Genomic DNA, 24,137 nt, shown 5'->3' on the forward strand with positions numbered 1-24,137 from the left:
ATTGCTCTGGGTCACGAGTGCCCGACCCGCCTCTACGTCGAGACGAGTACCGGAATCTTCAGCTCGGCATCGGTGATCGAACCGTGGAATCCGGTCATCTTGAGTTCGATCGCGAACTCACGGGACGAGAACACCCCGAACTCGCCCAGCGATGCCACCACGACGTCGCCGATACGACCACGGACGCCTGGAGAAATCGGACCGAACCAGTCCTCGATACCGTCCTGCGTGCGCACGACGGCCCGCTCCCCCAACATCTCCTGCCAGCGAGCCGCGACGTCAGTCTCTGCACCCGGCCGGGTGTACAGGTGCCGGAATCTGGCCTCGCCGGCCAACAGGGTCACATCGTCGAGCAGACGCGGTTCCAGGTCGACGTCGAACCTGTCCTCGAGCGGCAGGTCGAGCATTCCGTGGTCGGCCGTGACGATCAGCAGCGTGTCACGCGGCAACTCGTCGCGAAGCTCCATGAGTTCGGTGTCGATGGTCGTGAGCATCGTGCGCCACTCGTCTGAGCGGCAGCCCTTGCTGTGCCCCGTGTGGTCGAGGCGCGACTCGTATGCGTATGTGACGGACCGCGGGCTCGACTCGATGACGTCGAGCACGACATCGAGTCGCTCGTAGACCGAATTGATGCCGTGGAACGGAACACCGCGTTGGCTGCAGACCGTCAGACCGGTGCCCTCGAAGCGGGCATCGTTGACCGAGGACGCCGAGATTCCGGCGTCGTACATCCGCTGCAGCACCGTGGGATACGGCTGCCAGACAGCAGGATCCAAGGGCTGGTCCCATTTCAGGGAGTTGAGCCGTTGGCCGGTCTCGGGGACTCGACTCGTGTAACCGACCATCCCGTGTTCACCGGCGCGCACGCCTGTGCCGAGCGACGTCAGACTCGTGACCGTCGTCGACGGTACTCCGCAGACCACATCCTCGACATTGGCCAGCGACGACAGGAACGGAGCCGCATCGGCGTGCTCACGCAGCAGGTCCAGGCCCATCCCGTCGACCAGGAACACGACACATCGCGGAGCTTCGGGCAGACCCAGACTGTTGGTCAGCCCGTCGACGCCCAAAGCAGCCCCGACGGACGGCATGATCTGGTCGATCGTGGCGCGTCCACCGATGCCGGGAACGTCGGCCCTCATGAAGTCCGGCCGGTCGTGGCGGCCGACAAGGTACGTGCGAATCCAAGCAGTCGCTCCACCGCCGCACCGCCATCGCCGGCGGCAGCCAATCGCAGCGAGAAATCATCGCCGGTGAGGCTGCCGGAATATCCATGATCGGCTTCGCACTCGGGATCGCCGCATCGGGCCGGTTCCAGCTCCACCCGCGACACCGCCCCCCAGCCGATTGTGAGCAGCGCCTCTTCGAGCTGTTTGCTCTTCGACGTCACCATGCGGGTGACGATGACCGAACGAACCTGGCTCAACGCGACGGCCTCAGAGCTTGTCGACGTGTACGGCGTGGGCAGCAGATCGTCGCCGGGATGCTCATCGGTGTGCAACAAGATGAGCCTGCTCGTCGTGAGTGCGAGCACGGTCATGTGACGGCGAATCTCGTCGCGGTCGAAGGTGGGCTCGTGATGCAGGACGTAGCCATGCACGATCTCGCCGGCCAGGGCGTCCCTGAGACCCTCGGCGACGATCTCCGGGTAGTAGCCGCTACGTGAAACCTCATCGAAGAGGGCCGCGGTCTGGTCGGTGGTCATCACGCGAGCGTATCGCCCATGGGTGCGGGTTGACTGAGCCGCCGTACGTACCACTCGCCGCGTCGATCCGTCGAAGGAAGAACCTTGGCCCGGGCGCTCAACGCGGTGAACCCGTTGGCGTGGACGGCAACCGGCTCCAAATCGAGCTCGGCTATCTCCGGCAGGTCATCCTTCATCGCGGCGAGTCGCACGATGACGTCTTGCAGCGCATCGACGTCGACCGGCTCTGAACCGCGGTAGCCGTAGAGCAGTGGCGCCGAACGCAGATTGGCGATCATGGTCTCGGCGTCGACATCTGTCAGTGGCGGGATCCCGTAGGAGCGATCTCCCATCAGCTCACTCGGTGCCCCGGCCAATCCGAATGACACCAAAGGACCGAACAACGGATCCTCAGTGACGCTGAACGAGACCGGAACCCCTTCAGGCGCGACTCGCTGGACGAAGAACTTGGTGTCCTTGCGCATGCCGGTCCAGCTGGTCAGCTGGTCCCATGCTTCGCCCATTTCGTCGGCGTTGGCGATGCCCCGCCAGATGTGGGCGATGTCGGGACGGCTGCGCAGATGCTCGCTTCCTGCTTTGAGGACGACGTCCCAGCCAAGCTTCTCGCCGGCGTCGATGGCCTCCTGCCGGGTGTGCACATTGATCCAGGTCCACAGATCGATGCCGTAGCAGGCGAGCAGGGCATGTACCTGATCGGTCGACAAGATGGCACCGCGCGGCGCCATCGCGAGCACGTCCCGCACCAGCGCGCGCGCGTCACCCGTGCGATGTTCGTCCGAGGCACGGAATTCGCCGTGCTCGCGGGCAGCCCACTCCGAGTAGTTGACGACTCTGGCCAGGGCACGGACGGCTGACTCGGGCGCGGCGTACGACGGCACCGAACCGCGACCTGCCGAGCCTCCGAGGAGATCGGGAACCCGCAACAGCACCGGGACGCCCTCACTGCCGAGGAATGTCGAGACGATCGGCTTGTCGGACTGCTCGCCGACGGCCGCGAGCACATCGGCGACGTCCTCGCCGGTCGTGTTGAGCGGCGGGATGTAGACCGCGACGAGAGCATCGATGTCGGGGCTCGCAATCGCCGTCTCGATGGCTATCTCGAAGTCGTCGGCCGTCGCATCGGCGCCCAGCGAGACCGGTTCGGTGACGCGCAGGCCTGCTGCAGCAGCCGCGTCGGCGACGATCAGCGCCACGGCGTCGGAGTTGCCGACGATCGAGATGCGGTTGCCGCGCGGAAGCGGCTGGTGGGCCAGGAGCTGAGCGACGTCGAACATCTCGTCGAGGGTGTCGACCTGGATGACCCCGGCCTGCCGGAACATTGCGTCGACCGCGGACTGCGGCGCCGAGGTGCGGGCAACCGTGTGCCCCACCGGAACACCCTGGGTCGACCGCCCCGACTTGACCGCGACGATGGGCTTGGTGCGCGAGACCCTGCGGGCGATGCGCGAGAACTTGCGGGGGTTACCGATCGACTCCAAGTACAACAAGATGACTTCGGTCGAGTCGTCCTCCTGCCAGTACTGCAACAGGTCATTGCCCGACACGTCGGCGCGGTTGCCGGCCGACACGAACGTCGACAGACCCAGACCTCGCCGTGACACGGATTCGAGGATCGCGGTGCCGAGCGCTCCGGACTGGCAAAAGAATCCGACTCGTCCCTGTGGTGGCATCGACGGCGACAGTGAGGCGTTGAGCTGCAATTCGGGCGCGGTGTTGATGATGCCGAGGCAGTTGGGCCCGATGAGTCGTAGCCCGTACGACCTGCTGAGTCCGAGCAGCTCCCGCTGCCGACGGCGGCCCTCGGGACCTTCCTCGGCGAATCCGGCCGAGATCACGACCAGGCCGTGAACTCCCTTGGCGGCGCAGTCGAGTACGACCTCGCGGACCGAATCAGCCGGAACTGCGACTATCGCGACGTCAACATCGCCGGGAATGTCCTGGACGGTCTTGTACGCGGGCAGACCCGAGACCGCCTCGGCCTGCGAATTAACGGCGTACACGCTTCCGCCGAAGTCGCCGAGCACCAGGTTGCGGACCATGGCCTGACCGATGGATCCCTGGCGACGGCTGGCGCCGATGACAGCGATACTGCGCGCCCGGAAGATACGTTCGATCGAGGCTGCCTCGGCCCGCTGCTCGCGGGCCCGCATCACGCCGATCGACAGATCCGTCGCGTCGATCTGACAGATCAGGCGCTGCACGCCGTCCTCGATCATGCCCTGGACCTGATAGCCCATCTCACGGAAGATCTGCTGCATCCGCGAGTTGGACGGCAGCACATCGGCCACGAACGTCTTGATGCCGCGTTCCCGGCCTGCCTGAGCCAGATGTTCGAGCAGGAGCTGGCCGACACCACGGCCCTGATGGGCGTCCTCGACCAGGAAGGCGACCTCGGCTTCGTCCTCGGAGACCGCGTCATAGCGGCCGATGCCGATGATCGTCGAATGCACTGTCACGACGAACGCGACCCGCCGGTCGTAGTCGACTGTCGTGAAGCGCTTGACGTCCTTGTCGGACAGCTTGGGATAGGGCGCGAAGAACCGGAAGTACTTGGACTCCTCCGACACGCGCGAGTAGAACTCGACCAGGCGGTCGGCGTCCGCTTCGAGGATCGGTCGCAACTGCGCGACACGACCATCCTTGAGCAGGACGTCGGCTTCCCAGTGCTCGACGGGATGCACCTCAATGGTCACGGTACAAACCTATCGGGTCGGGTCCCGGCGTGGCGGTGACACCCACCAATGGTCAGGGGGTGAAAATAGACAGCGACGCAATCTCTTGAGAGGCAGGCATGGCCCGGAGCAGCAAGCAGGCACCCATCGAAGAGTTCGAGGAGCACATCCTCGACACCGATGTCGGCGACGAGATGCGGTCGAGCTTCCTCGAATACGCGTATTCGGTCATCTACTCACGTGCGCTGCCCGACGCCCGCGACGGACTCAAACCCGTTCAGCGACGTCTGCTCTACACGATGGACGACATGGGGCTGCGCAGCGATCGCGGTCACGTCAAGAGCGCCCGTCCGGTCGGCGAGGTCATGGGCCGGTTGCACCCGCACGGCGACAGTGCGATCTACGACGCGCTCGTCCGCCTGGTGCAGCCCTGGTCGTTGCGGCTGCCGTTGGCCGACGGCCACGGGAACTTCGGCTCGCAGGACGATCCTCCGGCCGCGATGCGTTACACCGAGATCCGCATGGACGCCGCCGCCGAGGCGATGACGGCGTCGATCAACGAGGACACCGTCGATTTTCGACCCAACTACGACGGGCGGGAGACCGAGCCGGTCGTCCTCCCGGCGGCACTGCCGAACCTGTTGGTCAACGGTGCCAGTGGTATCGCCGTGGGTATGGCGACCAATATCGCCCCGCACAATCTGATCGAAGTCGTCCAAGCTCTGCGGCACCTGATCAAGTCGCCGAAGGCCGACCTGGACGATCTGATGCGGTTCATACCCGGCCCCGATCTGCCCACCGGAGGCAAGATCGTCGGCCTGGAGGGCGTCCGCGACGCCTACGCGACGGGCAATGGCTCGTTCCGCATGCGGGCCACGACCCGGATCGAGAACGTGACACCCCGGCGCAAGGGCATCATCGTCACCGAGCTGCCCTACAACGTCGGACCCGAGAAGGTCATCGAGGCGATCAAGAAGCTCGTCCAGGCCAAGAAGCTGCAGGGCATCTCCGATATCAAGAACCTCACGGACCGGCACAAAGGCCTGAACCTGGTCATCGAGATCAAGAACGGCTTCATCCCGGAGACGATTCTCGAGCAGCTGTTCAAGAGCACTCCGATGGAGAGTTCATTCGGCATCAACGCCGTGGCGCTGGTCGACGGTCAGCCCCGAACGCTGGGTCTCAAGGAGATGCTCGAGGTCTATCTCGCGCACCGTATCGACGTCGTCCGTCGTCGGACGACCTTCCGGCGCGGCAAGGCCGCAGATCGCCTGCACGTTCTGGAAGGACTCATGCTGGCTCTCGTCGACATCGACGAGGTCATCCAGCTGATCCGCGCGAGCGATAACCGCAAGGCCGCCAAGGAACGTCTCATCGCGGTGTTCGACCTGTCCGATATCCAGGCGACCTACATCCTCGATCTGACGTTGGGACGTCTGACCAAGTACGACCGTATCGAGGTCGAGAACGAGATCTCCGAGCTGCGCCGGCTCATCGAATCCCTCGACGCGATCCTGAACGACGACACCCTGCTGCGCAAGACCGTCGGCGACGAACTCAACGACATGGCGCAGAAGTTCGGCAATCCACGCCGAACCGTATTGCTGGAATCCTCCGGGCAGACCAAGACCGCCGCTGCAGCGCCGCTCGAGGTCGCGGACGATCCCTGCTGGGTCCTGCTCTCGGCGACAGGTCTGCTGGCACGCACGTCGGACATCTCCCCCTTCGGCGAGGTCGACCGCCGGGTCAAGCACGACACGATCGTGTCGGTCGTCCGCACCACGGCCAGAGCCGAGATCGGCGTCATCACCGCGGCCGGCACGGTGCGACGCATCAGCGTCCTCGAGCTTCCCACGTTGCCGCCAGGAGCTCACTCCCCCAATCTGCAGGGCGGACTCCCGCTGAGCGAGGTGGCCGACTTCGGTTCGCCCGCCTTGGCGTTGATGACGTTCGACGAGGATGGGCCAGGTATTGCGCTCGGCACTCGACAAGGCACCGTCAAGCGGGTCAAGCCCGATCATCTGAGCCGTGACGAGTGGGAACTCATCTCATTGGCCGATGGCGATGCCGTCGTTGGGGCTGCCGCGCTCATGACGGGCGACGAGCAACTCGCCTTCGTGACGTCCGATGCCCAACTGCTGTACTTCTCGGCGTCTCTCGTCCGTCCGCAGGGTCGCAGCGGTGGCGGTGTGGCCGGAGTCAAGCTCGCCGCAGGTAGCAGCGTCGTGTCATTCGGAGTCGTCAGCGATGTCGAGGCCGCCAACGTCGTCACGATCGCGGGCTCGGGTGATGCGCTGCCCGGCACCCAGAACGGTGCCGTCAAAGTCAGCCCACTGTCGATCTACCCGACCAAGGGCCGGGCAACCGGCGGTGTGCGGTGCCAGCGCCTGCTCAAGGGCGAGGACGGTCTCCTGCTGGCATGGGTCGGCGACGGAACCCCCATGGCGTGCGCGACCAGCGGATCGGCCGTCGACCTGCCCGAGCCGACCGATCGACGTGATGGCTCCGGTGTCCCGGTCGCTCAGCCCATCGTCGCGGTGGCCGGTCCTCCCGCGCGCCAGGGGAGTATCGCGGTCGACCAGCCCCCGCTCGTGCAAGACTGAGCCCGTGCGTATCCGTCACCTGCTCCCAGTCCTGCTCGCCAGCGGCGTATTCCTCGCCGGATGCACCGGTTCTTCTGACTCATCAGACGATTCGGGTGCCAAGGACGGCGGCTCCTCGGAGTTGGCCGACCGTTTGGCGGCCGCGAAGAAGACCCTGGACTCGGCCGAGACGATCGACATCTCATTGGCGACCAAGACCCTGCCCGACGGCATCACGGGTCTACTGTCGGCCGCGGGCCAGGGCAATCACTCGCCGGCGTTCAAGGGCAAGGTCACGGTCATCACGGGAGGCTCCAGCCTCGCTGCGCAGGTCGTCGCACTGGACGGCAAGGTCTACGCCAAGACCGACTTCGCTCCGACGTTCCTGACGATCGACCCGGCTTCGCTCAAGGCGCCGGATCCGGCCTCGCTGCTCTCTGCCGATGACGGCATCTCCCAGATCCTGGTCAAGACCGAATCCATCGCCGAAGGCGGACAGTCGCGAGACGGCAAAGACGTGCTGACCACGATCAAGGGCACGCTGCCAGGCAGTGTCGTGGCCACGATCATCCCCTCGGCGGCTACCGGACAGACGTTCAAGGTCACGTACCGCCTCGATGACGATGATCAGCTGCGCGACGCCACGTTGACCGGGAAGTTCTACCCCGAAGGCGGCGACGTCACCTACACCGTCGGGCTCAAGACGTCCGACGCGCCCGTGACCATCAAGGCACCCTGACCACAGTCGATTCGATCACCGGCATGAGCGGCACGACGATCCGACCCGCCTCCAAGGTCCTCTTGGCGTTCGCTGCGATCGCCATCGCCTTCGCGGCGGCTGACACATATGTCGTCGTGCTGGCCCTGCCGGACATGATGAGCACGGTCGGGCTCAACGTCGACGAGCTGCAGCGCGGCGCTCCTATCGTCAGCGGCTTTCTGCTGGGATATGTCGGGGTCTTGCCTCTCATCGGCCGGATCTCCGATCTGCGCGGACGCGTGCCGGTCCTGCTCGGCGCCCTTGTCGTATTCGCTGTCGGATCCCTGGTGACAGCTGCGGCCTACAACCTCGAGACGATCGTGGCAGGCCGTCTGATACAGGGCATCGGCGGCGGTGGGCTGATTCCCCCGACCCTGGCGCTGGTCGCCGATCTCTGGCCGCCGAACAAACGCGGTCTCCCGCTCGGAATCGTGGGAGCGGTCCAAGAACTCGGCAGCGTCCTCGGCCCCCTCTACGGCGCGGCCGTCCTGGCGTTCGGCGACTGGCGCACGATCTTCTGGCTCAATTGCGCAATAGGTCTCGTGCTTGTCGCCGCGATGCTGGCTTTGCGCGACGCAGATCGCCTCTCACGCCCTGACAGACACACCGACCGCACCCGATTCGACTACCTCGGAACTGTTTTGGCCCTCGTGACGCTGGCCGGGGCCACGCTGGTCATGTTGGCACCGACCCGATTCGTTCAGGACGTCGAGATCGGCAGAGCCTATCTGCCGGTCACAGGAGAATCGCGTTGGCTGACGCCTCTCGCCCTGGCGACATTCGCCGTCCTGGCGCTGTTTCTGCTCCGACAGATATTGGCCCGCCGTCCCCTGATCAATTGGCACAGCTGGCCCGCCCTGGCCCGTGAGACCGATGTCTGGGGTGCGCTGCTGCTGACGTTGGGACTCGGCGCGGTCATCGTCACGTTCGCCTCGGCCGAACCCGAAAGCGGAGCGATCTCGCCGTATGCACCCTGGCTCCTGCCGGTCGCCGTGCTTGCCTTCGGCGGTTTCGTCGTGCGGCAGCGGCGAGCTCGACAGCCTCTGATCCCCCGTGGCGCCCTCAGCTCGCGTCCGGCGTGGGGCGCGCTGATCGTGTCGTTCTTCATCGGCGCCTCGCTGATCGCGGCGCTGGTCGATATTCCGTTCTTCGCCCGCCTGACGGTCTACCGTGACTCACAGCTCGATGCCGCGCTGGTCCTGGTCAGATTCCTGATCGCCCTGCCGATCGGCGCATTGCTGGGCGGCTGGCTGTTGCGCAGGCTGCCCGCCCACGTCCTGACCTCAGTCGCGATGCTCATGAGCGCCATCGCGTTCTGGCACATGGCGACCTGGGACAAGACCTCGCTCGACAACAGCGCCGAGACCTGGTCGCTGATCCTGGGCGGGCTCGGCTTCGGTATCGCGATCGCCCCGGTCAACGCCGCACTACTGGCACACACCGCCGACGCCGTGCACGGCGTCGCCTCGGCGTTGCTCGTCGTGGCACGTATGGTCGGCATGCTGCTGGGCATCTCCGCACTGACCACGATCGGCTTGCGGGCGTTCTACGACGCAGCCAGCAAGATTCCGCCCGCGGCCGAGCTGTGCGACGGCAAGGCGACGCTCTGCAAGGCCTATAAAGATGCCCAGATCGGCGCCGGAGTCACCCAACTGCACGCCGTGTTCATCGGGGCGGCCGTCTGCGCCCTGATCGCCGCCGTACTCGCGTTCTGGTTGTTGCGAAATCCTGATCGAGAAGATCGGGAACCCGCCAGCTGACTCACGCGAGCGCTGGATACTCTGATCGTCATGAGTGACTTCGATGATCTGCTCGTAGCAAACCAGTCATACGCCGACGACTTCTCCTTGTCGGGATTCGACGGCATAGCGCACGCTGGCGTCGCCATGGTGACGTGCATGGATTCGCGTATCGATCCGTTGCGCATGATCGGCCTTCAGCCGGGCGATGCCAAGATCTTGCGCAATCCCGGTGGCCGGGTCACCGACCAGGCCCTCGTGGCTTTGGTCCTCGGCGTGACGCTGCTCAAGGTCGACCGGATCCTGGTCGTCGAGCACACCCGCTGCGCCATGGCGACGTCGACCGAGGACGAGCTCAAGGCGCGTATCGCCGAGAGCGCCGGCACCGACGCGTCCTGGATGACGTTGGGGGCGATCGTCGATCAGCGTCTCACGGTCCAGGCCGACGTCCACCGGGTCAAGACCCACCCCCTGATCAGTTCGGACATCGCGGTCGGCGGATTCCTGTACGACGTCGACTCCGGACTCCTCGAACAAGTCATCTAACCGTCGTCGGTTTCCCATGAGGCCTAGGCCTCTTGCCACACACCAAGCGTCACAGCGCTAGGTGCGTGAGCGTTTCCCTGGGCCTCATGGGAAACCGCACCAGCTGGCGGGGTCAGGCGTCGATCATGTCGGCGTCGATCTCGTAGGCGCCCTGCACGATGAACTCCTTGCGCGGCGGCACCTCATTGCCCATCAGTAGCTCGAAGACGTCGGCCGCGGCCTCGCCGTCGTCCACGGTCAGACGGCGCAAGGTGCGGTGACGCGGCTCCATCGTGGTCTCAGCCAACTGCGAGGCATCCATCTCGCCCAGGCCCTTGTAGCGTTGGACCGGGTCCTTCCACGCGACGCCCTTGCGCTTGAGCTCGGCGAGCTTGCGTTGCAGTTCACCGTCGGAATAGGTGTAGACGTACTTCTCCTGCCCCTTCTTCGGGGTGGTCAGTTCGATCCGGTGCAAAGGCGGGACGGCCGTGTAGACCCGTCCGGCGTCGACCAGGGGCCGCATGTACCGAAAGAACAACGTCGCCAGCAGGCAACGGATGTGTGCTCCGTCGGAATCGGCGTCAGCCATGAAGATGATGCGGCCATAGCGAGCCGCGTCGACGTCGAAGGTTCGCCCCGAACCGGCTCCGACGACCTGGATGATCGATGAGCACTCGACGTTCTTCAGCATGTCGCCGATGCTGGCCTTCTGGACGTTGAGGATCTTGCCGCGGATCGGCAGCAAGGCCTGGAACTCGGAGTCGCGCGCCGACTTGGCCGTGCCGAGAGCCGAGTCGCCCTCGACGATGAACAGTTCAGAGCGCTCGACGTCGTTGGTGCGGCAGTCGGCGAGCTTGGCAGGCAGTGCACTGGACTCCAGCGCGTTCTTACGGCGCTGGGTGTCGCGCTGCTGGCGGGCCATCAGACGGGTCTTCGACGCCCCGACGACCTTCTCCATGAGCAGGCGCGCCTTGGCCTTGTGAGCCGTCTTGTTGGACGTCAGGAAGGCCTTCAGCTCGCGGGCCACGACTTGGTTGACGATCTTGGTCACCGCCGGGGTCCCGAGAACCTCCTTGGTCTGCCCTTCGAACTGGGGTTCGGCCAGACGAACTGTGACGACCGCCGTCATGCCTTCGAGCACATCGTCCTTAATGATGTCGGCATCGCCGGCCTTCAACAGCCGAGTCGTCTTGAGGACTTCGTTGAACGTCTTGGTGACGGCCCGCTCGAAGCCGTTGACATGAGTTCCGCCCTTGGGGGTCGCGATGATGTTGACGAATGACTTGACCTGCGCGTCATAGTCGACACCCCAGCGCACCGCGACATCGACGCCGAGGGTGCGCTCGATGTCTTGGGGGGTCATATGGCCTTTGGCGTCGAGCAACGGCACGGTCTCGGTGAAGACGTCCTCGCCCTGAAGACGGAGGACTTCGGTCACCGGATCGTCGGTCGCAAGGAACTCGCAGAATTCGGCGATACCACCGTCGTGCCGGAACTTCTCCTCATTGGGCACCTCGCCCCGTTCGTCACGGATCACCAGTTCGAGCCCGGGAACGAGGAACGACGTCTGTCTGGCACGTGCGACCAGTTCTTCGTAGGAGAATTTGGCGCCCTTGATGAAGATCTGCGGATCGGCCCAGTACCGCACCCGGGTGCCGGTGCGCGCCTTCGCGACCTTGCCGATCTTGCGCAGCTCATTGGTCGGGGTGAAATCGGTGTCGGGACCCTCCCCCGCGAACACTCCTGGGACCCCTCGTCTGAACGACATCGCCCAGGTCGCCCCGCCTTTGTCGACCTCAACGTCAAGTCGCGACGACAATGCGTTGACGACCGAAGCGCCGACTCCGTGCAGACCGCCGGTGGCCACATAAGAACCGCCGCCGAACTTTCCGCCCGCATGCAGTTTGGTGTAGACGACCTCGACGCCGGTCAGGCCGGTCTTCTTCTCGATGTCGACCGGCACCCCGCGCCCTTGGTCGTGCACTTCGACCGATCCGTCTGCATGCAGAGCGACGAGAATATGCGAACCATGGCCACCGAGCGCCTCGTCGACCGAGTTGTCGATGATCTCCCACAGACAGTGCATCAGGCCGCGGGTATCCGTCGAGCCGACATACATGCCGGGACGTTTGCGCACTGCCTCCAATCCTTCTAGGACCAGGAGGTTTCTCGCGTCATACGTGCTGTCGATGATGGCTTCCTTCGCAAATCGGTTGAGCACCTCCAACAGTAGCCAGCACAACCCCCGCAACGTTGCCTGACACGCGCCAGTCGCCACGCCGCGCCGCGCGCCTCCGTTCGTTTGGACCCGGAGGGGAGTATCTATGTGGAGAGTCACCATTCGGTCAGTGCGCGGGCACGGAATAGCCGGTCATGATTGGATGTTGACCAGTACATCCAACCGGCTCAGAGAGAAGGTCACCGTGACAACACTGACAGCCCCCATGCTGAGCTCCCTCGACCGATGCGACCGATGCGGCGCTCAGGCCTACGTCCGTGCGACTCTCGGCGGTGGCGGAGAACTCATGTTCTGCGCCCACCACGCTCGTCAGCATGAAGACAAGCTCCGCGAACTGTCCGCACTCATCCATGATGAGTCCGAGCGGCTCAGCCCGACTTCCTCGGCGATGGTCGACGACGGAGTCTGATCCCCCGAACCCCACTACCTGAATCCACCGACAACGCGAAGGGGCCGGCCAGATGATCTGGCCGGGTAGTTGTGGATCTCCCGCGAGTTCAAAATCGCCTTCCAATGCTGGAGATAGTCCTCATATACGGCCGGATCGGTCGTCTCGGTGGTGATCTCGTCGCTGGCGACCAGGTTCGATCCGGTGAGGGCCGCCGAGCCAGCCTGGACGATCTTGGTACGGATGCCCGTGTACGGCCAATTGCCAGACGTCGTGCCGTCGACCGCCACCTCCTCGGGGTTCAACCGGTTCCGAGTCAGCTTCGCCTCAACCATGATCGTCTTGTCATGGGGCTTGGCCCAGGCAACCTCGATGCGGCGACTAGCGGTCTTGAAGACGTCGAGGATCGGTCGGCAAACCCGGATATACAGCTGGCAGTGCGCGACACGGTTGACCTTGAGATCATCCTCGAAAGCCACAACCGAAACCTTGCAGCCCGCGTCGGCCAGTTCGACCAGCTTGTGTGCAACGGCGATGCGGCGGTACTTGAAACGGTTCTCCTGCAAGCGGATCCGGCACTGGTCATCAGGCACGATCCGCTTCAGCAGGTTGAGCACCGGATCCTTGCCGTTGGACGGCGTGGCCCTGATCGGCGTCGCGTAGATCGTCACATTGGCGAGGTTCGAATAGAACATCCCGTAGTCGGCTGAGGCCCGGGTATAACCCTCGCGTCGCGCCGTGCTGAACCCGTAACGTCCCTTGTGCTTCTTAACGTATTTCAGGTAGTCATTGCCGATATTGCGCTCGGCGTACATGTCGTCCCACAGCCTGCGGGTCTGGTACCACAACTTCTTATCGTTGTAGACGGTCAGACCGTTGTTGTAGGTGCGCTCACCGCTGGGTCCACCGAGGTTGGCCGAACCGGTCCAGATGACGCCCTTGGCGGGCTTGTTGTCACGGGTGAAGGTGCTGCTGACCAAAAGCAGCTTGGAGTGCATGATCGCGCCGTTGAGACTCGACAAGCAGGCAAGGCTCTTGCCCTTGGAGCAGATCTTGAAGTTCGCATTGCGCAGCGACCTCGACTTGAGCGCGCGCTGAAGAGCACGTGACTCCTTGGACTGTGAGGCCTTGCCATGGATGACACGCACCGTGACACCCTGCTTGGCGGCCCTGATCAGCTCCCGGCCAACCCGATAGGAGTTTTCCATTCGGGAGACCGACAAGAAGACGGTGTTGGACTTACGCACGCTCGACGGACGGATCTTGCCCGACCTCGGATCGCGGTACGACCCGCGGATAATACGTTCCAGGTCGTTCAGCTGGGTGAAGTCACTGTTCCCCCTGCTGGAGATCGCTTTGTAAGGTCGAGCGAAGTTCGTCTCCAAGGTGACGGGATAGCCTGCCCAGGGCTCGGCCGCAACCTGTGTCGTCGCCTTGGGCTGAGTCTCGTCGGCCGGTGGTGTCGTCGCTGCTGGAGCGGGCTCCGCGGTGTCGATCTCCGCGCTGGAGGCCACCGACGCCAGACCGGTCAGCAGACTTGCTGCAAGGACACCCGCCCCGAAAATGCGCACCGCACGCTGTGTTCTTCCGGCTTTTTGCACAGGTCTTCTCTCCGAGATGCTCGACGATGTCGTGACAGTCTAACTCACAAGCTCCTATGTGCCCGGGACAGACAAGATGGCGCGCGTTATCCCTCGATGACCGACAACAGACCCGACCGATGCTCTTCGATGGGAAATTCGAATCCAGACCGGTACGCATCCACCGAGAACCCTACTTCGGGCTGCTCGATCAGCGGCGGAGCCCAGAAGTAGTGCAGCTCATTGCCATTGACCGAGGCGATCAGGTACTCGTTCGCCGCAACATAGCTCTGGCTGCTCAACACCAGGATCTTCGCGGTGGAGTTGAACATCGCGTTGAACAAGGCGCTCCCGGCGAATCCGGCGATGACCTTCGCACGAGCAAAGATGTGCACCTGCTCAGCGAAGCCGAGCTCTTCAGGCAGCAGAATCGTGAAGCCCTGTGACTCAAAGAAGTTCTCCACCTCCGCGGTATTGCTGCAGGTCCGTTGCGTCTGCCGCCGACGTGAGAGAAATATCTTCTCTGGCCTTCCGTGAGCTGAGGGATCTGGCCCTACTCCCGACGCGATCTCGTCCCAGGTCTGCCTGATGCCGAGGTCGATGTAGTTCGGATTGGCAAGCTGCGGCATGGCCGCGATGAGCCTGTCGACCCGAACCGATTCCCCGGACGGCACGAACAAGATGTCTTCGACTCGGATCCCGAGGGCACGCAGCACATCCGACTTCCAGGCGGGAAGCCGCGGCTTTCCCTCCTGGTGAGTCATGATCGGACGGATCCCCGGGGAGGACCGCACCGCATGTCGCCAGCCCCAGTAACGCGAAATCGTCTCAGTCATCAGGTGGCCGAAGTGTGCTGGGAAGGCCGAGTCCAAACTGTAGAACGTTCCCGACTCGGTCCTGCTCTCGCCCCGTCGAGTCTCCTCGGCGAGCCGCCCGAAGAACTCGGAGGCCGGATGGACCCTACGGTGGAACAGATTCTTCCGCTGCCAGTGCCGATAGCTGTCAGGAAGAATGAGATTGTCCCGGGTGATGATTTCGCGCATGTGGCACGTGACATCGCGATATTCACGTACCGAGAGATCAGGTACGTCGATCGCGCGCGGCCATTCGGTCTTCGACGGTTCACCGTGCATGATGACCTCGGCCCGCGAGTTGTACTGATATGCGTCCCGGCGAGCGAGTACCTGACCCCACTCGTCCCCGTAGCGGGCGGCCAATGTCTCCTCGACGTCGGAGTGTCGAAGGATGCCGTGATGCTCTCCCCGCTTGACGACCGTCGAGGTCCTACCAGCGCTGCTCCGCCGGTCAACCGACTCGATCAGTTCCGTGCGCCGACGGCTAGCAGCAACCGATCCACTCTCGGCCGATCGGAGCACGGATTCCAATGCATCGGACCAAGGGGTTCCCGCATCGACCGCGACATAGCGGCCGCCATCGGCCAAAGACCAAAAGACAGCCCTGAAGAGCTTGAGCCGGTCGACCTGCGCGCACATCTCGAGGATCAGGTCTGGTGAGGGCTGGTGCCGCATGGCAGCTGCCGCCCCCGCGATATTGCCGTGCACCGGCACCAGCGTGAACGGCCCAGCGCCGGACGGAATCTGGCTGTCATCGTCGACCAACACAACGATCAAGAGATCGTTCAGTGACCTTCCCAGGTCGTTGGCAATTCGTTCAAGAAGACGCGAGAGCTTTCGCTCCCGCAACGGACGTGGGATGCGGGCCCTTCTGACGCTCCGTATCCGTGGCACGCACGAAAGCCTACAGGCTTGTCCGCGCTCTCCGCAGACAAATAAGACAGCCGCTCACGATCCTAGGCCGAAGAGGCGTGGGATCGTGAGCGGCCTTCTCGGGTCAGTCCAGGTAGTCGCGCAAGACCTGTGAACGCGACGGATGACGCAACTTACTCATGGTCTTGGACTCGATCTGGCGGATACGCTCACGCGTGACGCCGTAGACCTTGCCGATCTCGTCGAGCGTCTTGGGCTGACCGTCGGTCAGACCGAAGCGCATCGAGACGACGCCCGACTCACGCTCGGACAGCGTGTCGAGGACGGCGTGCAGCTGCTCCTGCAACAGCGTGAACGACACCGCATCAGCCGGGACGATGGCCTCGGAGTCCTCGATCAGGTCGCCGAACTCGGAGTCGCCGTCCTCACCGAGAGGAGTGTGCAGGCTGATCGGCTCGCGCCCGTACTTCTGGACCTCGACAACCTTCTCAGGTGTCATGTCGAGCTCGAGTGCGAGTTCTTCAGGAGTGGGTTCGCGGCCCAGATCCTGCAGCATCTGCCGCTGGACACGGGCGAGCTTGTTGATGACCTCGACCATGTGGACGGGGATACGGATCGTGCGAGCCTGATCTGCCATCGCACGGGTGATCGCCTGACGAATCCACCAGGTCGCATACGTCGAGAACTTGAAGCCCTTGGTGTAGTCGAACTTCTCGACTGCACGGATCAGGCCCAGGTTGCCCTCCTGGATGAGATCCAGGAACAGCATGCCGCGTCCGGTGTAGCGCTTGGCCAACGAGACGACGAGGCGCAAGTTGGCCTCGAGCAGGTGGTTCTTGGCCCGGCGGCCGTCGACGACGATCCACTCGAGCTCCTCACGGGACTTCTCAGAAAGACGGCCGCCCTTGGCCAGCTTTTCCTCCGAGAACAGTCCCGCCTCGATGCGCTTGGCCAGCTCGACCTCCTGGCCGGCAGTCAGCAGGGAGACCTTGCCGATCTGCTTGAGGTAGTCCTTGACCGGATCGGCCGTGGCGCCGGCGACCATGACCTGCTGGACCGGCTCATCGGACTCGTCGGCAGCCGAAAGCGTGTAGGACGACTTCTCGTCCTCCTTGAGCGAAGGATCGTTTTTCAGATCCTTCTCGAACTCCTCATCGGGGATGTCCGGCAGAATCTTCTTGCCCTGAGCATCGACGAGGACTGCACCGTCGGCTGGAGGAATCTCCAGCGCGTCGGCCAGGTCGACGCTCGCGGGTACGCTGCCCTCCTCCGAAGGATCTGACACCTTCTTGGTGGCGGGCTTCTTCGCGACAGTCTTCTTCGCGGCGGTCTTCTTGGCGGGGCTCGTTGAAGTCTTCGTCACAGTCGTTTCTGTTTTCGCAGTGGTGGTGGTCTTCTTGGCGACGGTCTTCTTGACCGGTGCAGTCGTCTCGGGGTCTTGTGTGACGGCCCGGAGGCGTGATCCAGAAGTGGGATTCACCGGCACGTCAACCTCGCAAACGGTAGATGGGCGCAACAATGAGGCCTGTGGTCAACCTCTCGCTCCAGTGTGTCATGAGCATCCAAGTGTTTCCATCTCAGGGTGCTCTCAGGCTCGCGTCGGCCACAGGTGAACCGGAGCTCCGTCATGCATATGCGACTCATATGTCTGCGTCGTGGCGCGCATCGCGGCGAGACGGTCAGTCGTGCCGAGACTGTGATGCTCGAACTCCTGGATCAGCCAGGTGGCCCCATTGCGTCCGGTGATGCACCGCTGCTCGATGACGTCGAGAAGACGTTCGCGAACGCTCGCGTCGACGCCCATCTGTTCGAGACCGGCGTGCGCCAGCGGAAGGAGTTGGCGCAAAGCGAGTTCTCGCACTGCAACCGTCCCCACGCCGGGCCAGTAGATCTCGGCGTCGATACCTTCGCGGGCCGCCTGATGGAAATTGTCTTCGGCTGCCCTGAATGACAGTTGCGACCAGACCGGACGCTCGCTCGATCGCAGCACTGTGACCAAACCGTAGAACAGCGCCGCATTCGCCATCGTGTCGAGCACTGTCGGGCCCGCTGGCAGCAGACGGTTCTCGATCCTCAGGTGCGGGCGACCATCTGCAACGTCGTAGATAGGCCGGTTCCAGCGATACACCGTGCCATTGTGCAGTCGCAGCTCCCCGAGGTTCGGCACCCGACCTGCCTCGAGCTCGGTGACGGGGTCCTCCTCATCGACGATAGGCAACAGCGCAGGGAAATAGCGCACATTCTCCTCGAACAGATCGAACACCGAGGTGATCCAACGTTCACCGAAGAACACGCGAGGCCGGACGCCCTGTGCCTTGAGTTCCTCGCTGCGGGTGTCAGTGGCCTGCTCGAACAGAGCGATTCGCGTCTCGTGCCACAGGTGCCGACCCAGAAGGAATGGCGAGTTCGCGCCGATCGCGACTTGGACTGCTGCGATCGCCTGAGCGGCGTTCCAGGTCGCAGCGAAATCTTCGGGCTGGACCTGCAGATGCAGCTGGGTGCTGGTGCAGGCAGCCTCGGGAATGATCGTGTCAGCGGTGGTCTCCAGGCGATCGACGCCGTCGATGACGATCTCGATGTCTTCACCCCGTGCGGCCAGAATCTGTTCTGACAACAAGTGATAGCGCGGATTGGCTGAGATCGCGCTACGGCTGAAATGTCCGTCCTGCAAAGTTGGCAGAATCCCGATCATGAGCAGATGGGCATCCACCCCCGAAGCCTTGTCCTGGGCTGCGTTGAGATCATCGCGCAAAGCCTCCTGCAGCCGGTCCAGTCCCATGCCGTCGACCCGCTGCGGCGGAACGTTGATCTCGATGTTGAAGAGGCCGAGCTCTGTCTGGAAGTCGGGATCGGCTATCGCCGCAAGCGCCTCGGCATTGCGGAGCGCCGGATCACCCTGGGTGTCGACGAGGTTGAATTCGATCTCGATCCCGACCTGTGTGTGGTCGAACGAGAAGTCCCGCTCCCCCAACATCTGGGCGAAGACGTCGAGGCAACGACGCACTTTGGCCCTGTACCTGGTGCGATCCTCACGGCTGAACTCACGCGCATCGACGTCCTGACCCATGGGCCCACACTAGATGCGTTGGCGAGCCACGTCGCGTCAGAGAACAACTGTGACTTCGGATCCCATCTGCGTCGCCTCGTCCATGCGGGCTGCGCCCCACGCGGTCGGTGGGATGCCATCGTCCAAGATTCTGAGAAACAGACACGCCATCGAATAGCATGGGTCGGCGTCGAGGGCGCGCTCGACGGCGATGATCGCCTGCGCGCCGTCACCAGCCAACCACGCTGCGAATGCGGTCAGACTCAGGACCGCCGGTTCGAAGGGCGGAACCACGCTCTGGGACACGGTGGTCAGAACCGTCAACATCTCACGCGCTGAATCATGCGTTATGCGGCCCCACACCTCGTCACGCACCGAGACGCAGGAGACCCAGATGGCGACTCGCAGAAGGTCGGCGTCGGACATCGCCTCTCCGGCCAGGCCACGCTCGAGGATGGGACCCACGACCGACATCCCGACAGACGAGAGTTCACCGGGTGTCGATCGCGCCACCTGCGGTACGACCTCGGCCAGGACAGCCGTCGCGCCGGCCTCGAGCCAGCGTCGGCGTTCTCCCGACACAGCCTGGAATCGGGCGACCAGCTCTTCGCGGTCACGCAGTATCTCCTGGCCGGCAGCCACGGCCTGGACTATCGACAGATGATGGAGTGATAGTTCATAGGCCGTGCCGTCCGGCGGCGCGGCCAGTTCATCGGTCCAGTAGCGCTCGTCGTCCGCCCTCGCACGGACGATGAGCTCGATGTCACCGCAATCGTCCAGCTCGCGATGGATCGCGTCCAGGAGTGCGAGGGCGGTGTCTTGGTGCTGGGTGACCGCGATCAGAATCGCCCCCTCCGCGTGATTGTTACGCAGGTGGCCCACGACCATTCGTGCTGCCGCCGCTGAAGACGCCACACCCGGCAGGTCCATACGCATTCGGAAGCCGAATCGCCGCCTGGGCCCGTGCGTCGCGATCGCGACAAGGGACTCCCGAGGACGGAAACCGAACAGCGTCGGCAGCGCATTGATCAAGTCGGGAACATCGTGGGCCGTGAATCGCGTGGGTGAATTGGTCATACAGCCAGCCTCACCTTCATACCCGGGGGTGAGCACCCGGACATGGCCCGTCTGTGGACGACCAGATCAAGGCGCGCGCATGTGGACAACACAGATGTCGGAGGCACCGGTCACAATGTCCTCATGGCGTCCGCTGCGGTGAGCACCCCGACCTCACGGCGGACCATCATGCATCTCGACCTCGATGCCTTCTTCGCGTCGGTCGAACAGCGCGACAAACCCTCCCTGCGCGGACGCCCGGTCATTGTTGGCGGGATCGGCCAGCGCGGAGTGGTCGCGACGGCGTCCTACGAGGCGCGCGTGCACGGCGTGCGATCAGCCATGCGCACCGCCGAGGCCCGGGCCCGCTGCCCCCACGCAGCGTTCCTCGGCGGACGATTCGACGCGTACCGCGAAGCCAGCCGCCTCGTCATGGATCGGCTCCGGCAGGAGTCCGAACTCATCGAACCCCTCTCGCTCGATGAGGCATTCGTCGATCTGTCGGCCGGAAGCGAGTTCGATCCGAACCGTACCGCCGAGATCGTCGCTGCGATCCGGGCCGACATCACCCAGATCACCGGCGGCCTCACGGCTTCGGTCGGTGTCGCGTCCTCCAAACTGATGGCCAAGATCGCCAGCGAGATCAACAAGCCCGACGGCGTCTTCATCGTCGCCCCCGGCGCTGAGTCCGCGATCCTCGGGCCGATGCAGGTCACCGCGATACCGGGTGTCGGTCCGGCAACGGCAGAACGCCTGCGCCGGGTCGGCATCGTGATGGTCGACGACCTTCGCGTGCCCAGCGAGGATGAACTGGTCCGGCTGCTCGGCCAATCGTCAGGTCGGTCGTTGCACCGCCTGGCCAGAGCCATCGACGATCGTCCTGTCGTGGCGCATCGTGAGACCAAATCGGTGAGCGTCGAGGACACCTTCGACCAAGACATCTCCGATCGGCTGCAGCTCGAGACCATCATCGACCGAATGGCGCGCAGCGTGTCGGCACGACTGCGCAAGAACGGCCTGTCAGGACGCACCATCACACTCAAGATGCGTCATCACGACTTCGAGACACATACCCGATCCTCCACATTGCCCCATCCGACGGACAATGCCCGCATCCTCGCGACGACCGCTCGCGGTCTCCTCGCCGGCGAGGACATCAGCAATGGACTACGCCTCCTCGGTGTCGGGGTCAGCGGCCTGGCCGACTGGGTGCAGGACGACCTGTTCGCCGACGAAGAGATCGACGAGCCGGTCGATCAACACGACGAGCCCGAAACTCCCGAGGAGCGCCCCCTGCGCTGGCATCCGGGCATGGACGTGCACCACGAAGCCCACGGCGACGGCTGGGTCTGGGGAGCCGGGCTCGGCCGAGTGACAGTCCGTTTCGAAACCCGGTGGACGCCGCCGGGACCTGTTCACACCTTTGCGGCCGATGACCCTGCACTCGGTGCGGGGCACACCGGTACGTTTCAGACATGACTGTCCCTGCTTCCATCGTTCCCCCGCCGGTTGCCGAGCGCCGCCCCATCACGCGCAGTCACCACGGCGACGACTTCGTCGACGCCTACGAGTGGATGCGTGACAAGGAAGATCCCGCCACGCTGGCCTATCTCGAAGCAGAGAACGCACACACCGACGCGGCAACGGCGCATCTCGAGCCGCTGCGTCAGCAGATATTCGACGAGATCAAGTCCCGCACCCTCGAGACCGACATGTCGGTACCCACGCGGCACGGCGCATGGTGGTACTACGCCCGCACTGTCGAGGGACAGCAATACGCGATCCGTTGCCGCTGCGCGGTCAACGACGTCGACGACTGGACGCCGCCTGACCTCGACGCCGAAACCGCCATCCCGGGCGAGCAGATCCTGCTCGACTCCAATGTGGAGGCCGAAGGTCACGAGTTCTTCTCGCTCGGCGCCTTCAGTATCAGCGATGACGAGAACTTCCTTGCCTGGTCGATCGACGTGCAAGGCGATGAGCGCTACACGATCCGCATCAAAGATCTGCGCACCGGTGAAGTGCTTCCCGACGAGATCGCCGGCGCCAGCGCCGGGGCCACCTGGTCAGCGGGCGGCAGTCACCTGTTCTACACGACTGTCGACGACGCTTGGCGCCCCCATCGTGTGTGGCGCCACACCGTCGGCACGACCGGCGACGACGTCCTCGTCTTCGAGGAGTCCGACGAGCGGTACTTCATCGGGGTGGGCCGGACCCATTCCGAGCGTTATCTCGTGATCGGAATCGGCTCGAAGATCACCAGCGAGTATCGCGTGCTTGAAGCCGATCAGCCCGAGGGCGAATTCCGCGTAGTACTCCCCCGCCGCGAAGGTGTCGAGTATTCGCTGGAACATGCGGTCGTCAACGGAGAAGACCGCTTCGTCATCCTGCACAACGAGAATGCGCTCAACTTCGAACTCGTCACAGTGCCCGTCGACGATCCCGAAGACCGCACGGTCATCCTGACCGGCAGTGATACGACCCGCCTAGAAGATGTCGATGTCTTTGCACGATATCTGGTGATCTCATTGCGTCGCGACGCGCTGGCCCGGGTAGCAATCATGCCGATCGGGCCCGATGGCATCGGCGAGTTGACCGAGATCGACTTCGGCGAGGAGCTGTTCACCAGCGGCGTCGGTTCGAATGCCGAATGGGACCCACCGCTGATCCGAGTCGGTGTCGGTTCATTCGTCACGCCGTCCTCGGTGTTCGACTACGACCCGGAGAACCGCACACTGATCCTGCGCAAGCAGGCACCTGTTCTCGGCGGTTACGATGCCGATCAGTACGAGCAGCACCGCACCTGGGCGATCGCCGACGACGGAACCCGTGTTCCGATATCGATCGTTTGCCGCAAAGACACTCCGCGCGATGGCTCAGCGCCCGCGCTGCTCTACGGCTACGGCTCCTACGAAGCCAGCATGGACCCAAGTTTCTCGGTCATGCGTCTGTCGCTGCTCGACCGCGGCTTCGTCTTCGCGATCGCGCACGTGCGAGGCGGCGGAGAGCTTGGTCGGCACTGGTACGACGACGGCAAACAGCTCAACAAGCGCAACACGTTCACCGACTTCATCGCCAGTGCACGGCATCTGGTCGATGAAGGCTGGACCTCGGCCGACCGGCTCATCGCGGAGGGCGGCAGTGCTGGCGGGCTATTGATGGGCGCAGTCGCCAATCTCGCGCCAGACGCATTCGCCGGCATCGTGGCCGCGGTTCCGTTCGTCGACGCCCTCACGACGATCCTCGACCCGTCATTGCCACTGACGGTCATCGAATGGGATGAGTGGGGCAACCCCCTCGACGATCCCGACGTCTACGCGTACATGAAGTCCTACTCCCCCTACGAGAACGTCGGTGAGCACGACTATCCGGCGATTCTCGCGGTGACCAGCCTGCACGACACGCGGGTCATGTACGTCGAACCGGCCAAGTGGGTAGCGCAACTGCGTGCCAGCGCCACCGGCGGTGCGCCGATCCTGTTGAAGACCGAAATGCACGCCGGCCACGGCGGCGTCAGCGGCCGCTACGCCTCCTGGAAGGAACGAGCCTGGGAACTCGCCTGGATCATCGAAACTGCCACCCAGGCATAACGGCTCGCTGGGTCAGCTCTGCGGCGTCTCACCGAGTTCGGTGAGGCGTTGTTCGGCGTCGGTGGTTTTGTTGCCGTCGACTGCAACGGTGCGATGGAACCACTCGATCGCATCGTCCTTGCGGCCAGCGCTGAGCAGCGTGTCAGCATAGGCATAGCGCAGCCGCGGGACCCACTCCCCACGACCCTTGGTGTGCAGGGGCTCGGTTTCGAGGAGACGCAGTGCTGCGTCGTGTTGTCCGAGGTCGCGTCGGGCACCGGCCACCACGATGGTGAGTTCGATGTTGCCGGCTTCGTCGAGGTGGGAGCGGGTTTCGGGGGTGTCGTACTCAAGTGCTTTGGTGGGGCGTTTGAGGGCGCGTTCGCAGTCGGCCATCATGGGTGCGTAGGCGGTGTTGCCGTTCATGCGGCGGGCGGTGCGGAATTCTGAGAGCGCCTCGGCCCATTTACCGGCGGCGTAGGCAGTTTCACCGCAGGCTTCGCGGACGAGTCCCGTACGCGTGGCGCGCGCGCGAGCTGCCAGGGCATG

General features: G+C 64.0%; 16 protein-coding genes and 1 pseudogene. 7 read left to right on the top strand and 10 right to left on the bottom strand.

Annotated elements, in window-relative coordinates; genetic code table 11:
- Positions 1-32: 32 nt before the first annotated feature.
- Genes ACXJKC_RS07815 through ACXJKC_RS07825 form a run of 3 tightly spaced genes read right to left on the bottom strand, consistent with a single transcriptional unit; the run spans position 33 to position 4,398 of the window.
- Positions 33-1,142 carry an alkaline phosphatase family protein gene (locus ACXJKC_RS07815; protein WP_456696127.1) on the bottom strand — a complete coding sequence of 370 codons (1,110 nt, stop codon included), beginning with the start codon at positions 1,140-1,142 and terminating at the stop codon, positions 33-35.
- On the bottom strand, positions 1,139-1,705 hold the full coding sequence (locus ACXJKC_RS07820) for a DUF5998 family protein (protein ID WP_456696128.1): 567 nt from the start codon (positions 1,703-1,705) through the stop codon (positions 1,139-1,141). Before ACXJKC_RS07820 ends, ACXJKC_RS07815 begins: the two co-directional genes overlap by 4 nt.
- Positions 1,705-4,398: a bifunctional acetate--CoA ligase family protein/GNAT family N-acetyltransferase gene (locus ACXJKC_RS07825; protein WP_456696129.1), complete on the bottom strand. Its 2,694-nt coding sequence runs from the start codon at positions 4,396-4,398 to the stop codon at positions 1,705-1,707. The genes ACXJKC_RS07820 and ACXJKC_RS07825 overlap by 1 nt, the downstream gene beginning before the upstream one ends.
- 98 nt (positions 4,399-4,496) lie before the next feature.
- Between ACXJKC_RS07825 and ACXJKC_RS07830 the strand changes: the two genes are divergently transcribed.
- The 4 genes from ACXJKC_RS07830 to ACXJKC_RS07845 are packed head-to-tail and all read left to right on the top strand — an operon-like array spanning position 4,497 to position 10,004.
- Entirely contained in the window at positions 4,497-6,980 is a 2,484-nt protein-coding gene (locus ACXJKC_RS07830) for a DNA gyrase/topoisomerase IV subunit A (RefSeq protein ID WP_456696130.1), read from the top strand.
- Positions 6,981-6,984: 4 nt separating this feature from the next.
- On the top strand, positions 6,985-7,698 hold the full coding sequence (locus ACXJKC_RS07835) for an LppX_LprAFG lipoprotein (protein ID WP_456696131.1): 714 nt from the start codon (positions 6,985-6,987) through the stop codon (positions 7,696-7,698).
- A 23-nt stretch (positions 7,699-7,721) separates the two neighbouring features.
- Positions 7,722-9,479 carry an MFS transporter gene (locus tag ACXJKC_RS07840; protein WP_456696132.1) on the top strand — a complete coding sequence of 586 codons (1,758 nt, stop codon included), beginning with the start codon at positions 7,722-7,724 and terminating at the stop codon, positions 9,477-9,479.
- 30 nt (positions 9,480-9,509) lie between these two features.
- Complete coding sequence (locus ACXJKC_RS07845) at positions 9,510-10,004, top strand: beta-class carbonic anhydrase (protein WP_456696133.1); 495 nt, start codon at positions 9,510-9,512, stop codon at positions 10,002-10,004.
- A gap of 112 nt (positions 10,005-10,116) precedes the next feature.
- Here ACXJKC_RS07845 and ACXJKC_RS07850 read toward each other — a convergent pair whose 3' ends face one another.
- Entirely contained in the window at positions 10,117-12,204 is a 2,088-nt protein-coding gene (locus tag ACXJKC_RS07850; protein ID WP_456696134.1) for a DNA gyrase/topoisomerase IV subunit B, read from the bottom strand.
- Between the two features lie 160 nt (positions 12,205-12,364).
- Between ACXJKC_RS07850 and ACXJKC_RS07855 the strand changes: the two genes are divergently transcribed.
- Positions 12,365-12,631, top strand: coding sequence for a DUF7455 domain-containing protein (locus tag ACXJKC_RS07855; protein WP_456696135.1), 267 nt, complete (start codon positions 12,365-12,367; stop codon positions 12,629-12,631).
- Between the two features lie 14 nt (positions 12,632-12,645).
- Here the strand turns inward: ACXJKC_RS07855 and ACXJKC_RS07860 are convergent, their stop codons facing one another.
- From ACXJKC_RS07860 to ACXJKC_RS07880, 5 genes are all read right to left on the bottom strand, one after another.
- Entirely contained in the window at positions 12,646-14,181 is a 1,536-nt protein-coding gene (locus ACXJKC_RS07860) for a phospholipase D-like domain-containing protein (protein WP_456696136.1), read from the bottom strand.
- 116 nt (positions 14,182-14,297) lie between these two features.
- Positions 14,298-15,812, bottom strand: coding sequence for a glycosyltransferase family 61 protein (locus ACXJKC_RS07865; protein WP_456696151.1), 1,515 nt, complete (start codon positions 15,810-15,812; stop codon positions 14,298-14,300).
- Positions 15,813-16,041: 229 nt separating this feature from the next.
- Positions 16,042-17,403: an RNA polymerase sigma factor gene (locus tag ACXJKC_RS07870; RefSeq protein WP_456696137.1), complete on the bottom strand. Its 1,362-nt coding sequence runs from the start codon at positions 17,401-17,403 to the stop codon at positions 16,042-16,044.
- 102 nt (positions 17,404-17,505) lie between these two features.
- A complete protein-coding gene (locus tag ACXJKC_RS07875; protein ID WP_456696138.1) occupies positions 17,506-18,984 on the bottom strand; it encodes a glutamate-cysteine ligase family protein in 1,479 nt (492 codons plus the stop codon).
- A gap of 36 nt (positions 18,985-19,020) precedes the next feature.
- A complete protein-coding gene (locus tag ACXJKC_RS07880; protein WP_456696139.1) occupies positions 19,021-20,040 on the bottom strand; it encodes a DUF4192 domain-containing protein in 1,020 nt (339 codons plus the stop codon).
- An 81-nt stretch (positions 20,041-20,121) separates the two neighbouring features.
- Here ACXJKC_RS07880 and ACXJKC_RS07885 point away from each other — a divergent pair, with 81 nt between their 5' ends.
- Together ACXJKC_RS07885 and ACXJKC_RS07890 are read left to right on the top strand one after the other, a co-directional pair.
- Positions 20,122-21,498 (top strand): DNA polymerase IV, encoded by a 1,377-nt coding sequence (locus ACXJKC_RS07885; protein ID WP_456696140.1) that lies wholly within the window; start codon positions 20,122-20,124, stop codon positions 21,496-21,498.
- Positions 21,495-23,609, top strand: coding sequence for a S9 family peptidase (locus ACXJKC_RS07890; RefSeq protein ID WP_456696141.1), 2,115 nt, complete (start codon positions 21,495-21,497; stop codon positions 23,607-23,609). The genes ACXJKC_RS07885 and ACXJKC_RS07890 overlap by 4 nt, the downstream gene beginning before the upstream one ends.
- Positions 23,610-23,621: 12 nt before the next feature.
- Here ACXJKC_RS07890 and ACXJKC_RS07895 read toward each other — a convergent pair.
- Positions 23,622-24,137: pseudogene (locus ACXJKC_RS07895) on the bottom strand (tetratricopeptide repeat protein); the annotation flags it as partial.

It is taken from the genome of Aeromicrobium sp. P5_D10, assembly GCF_054049535.1.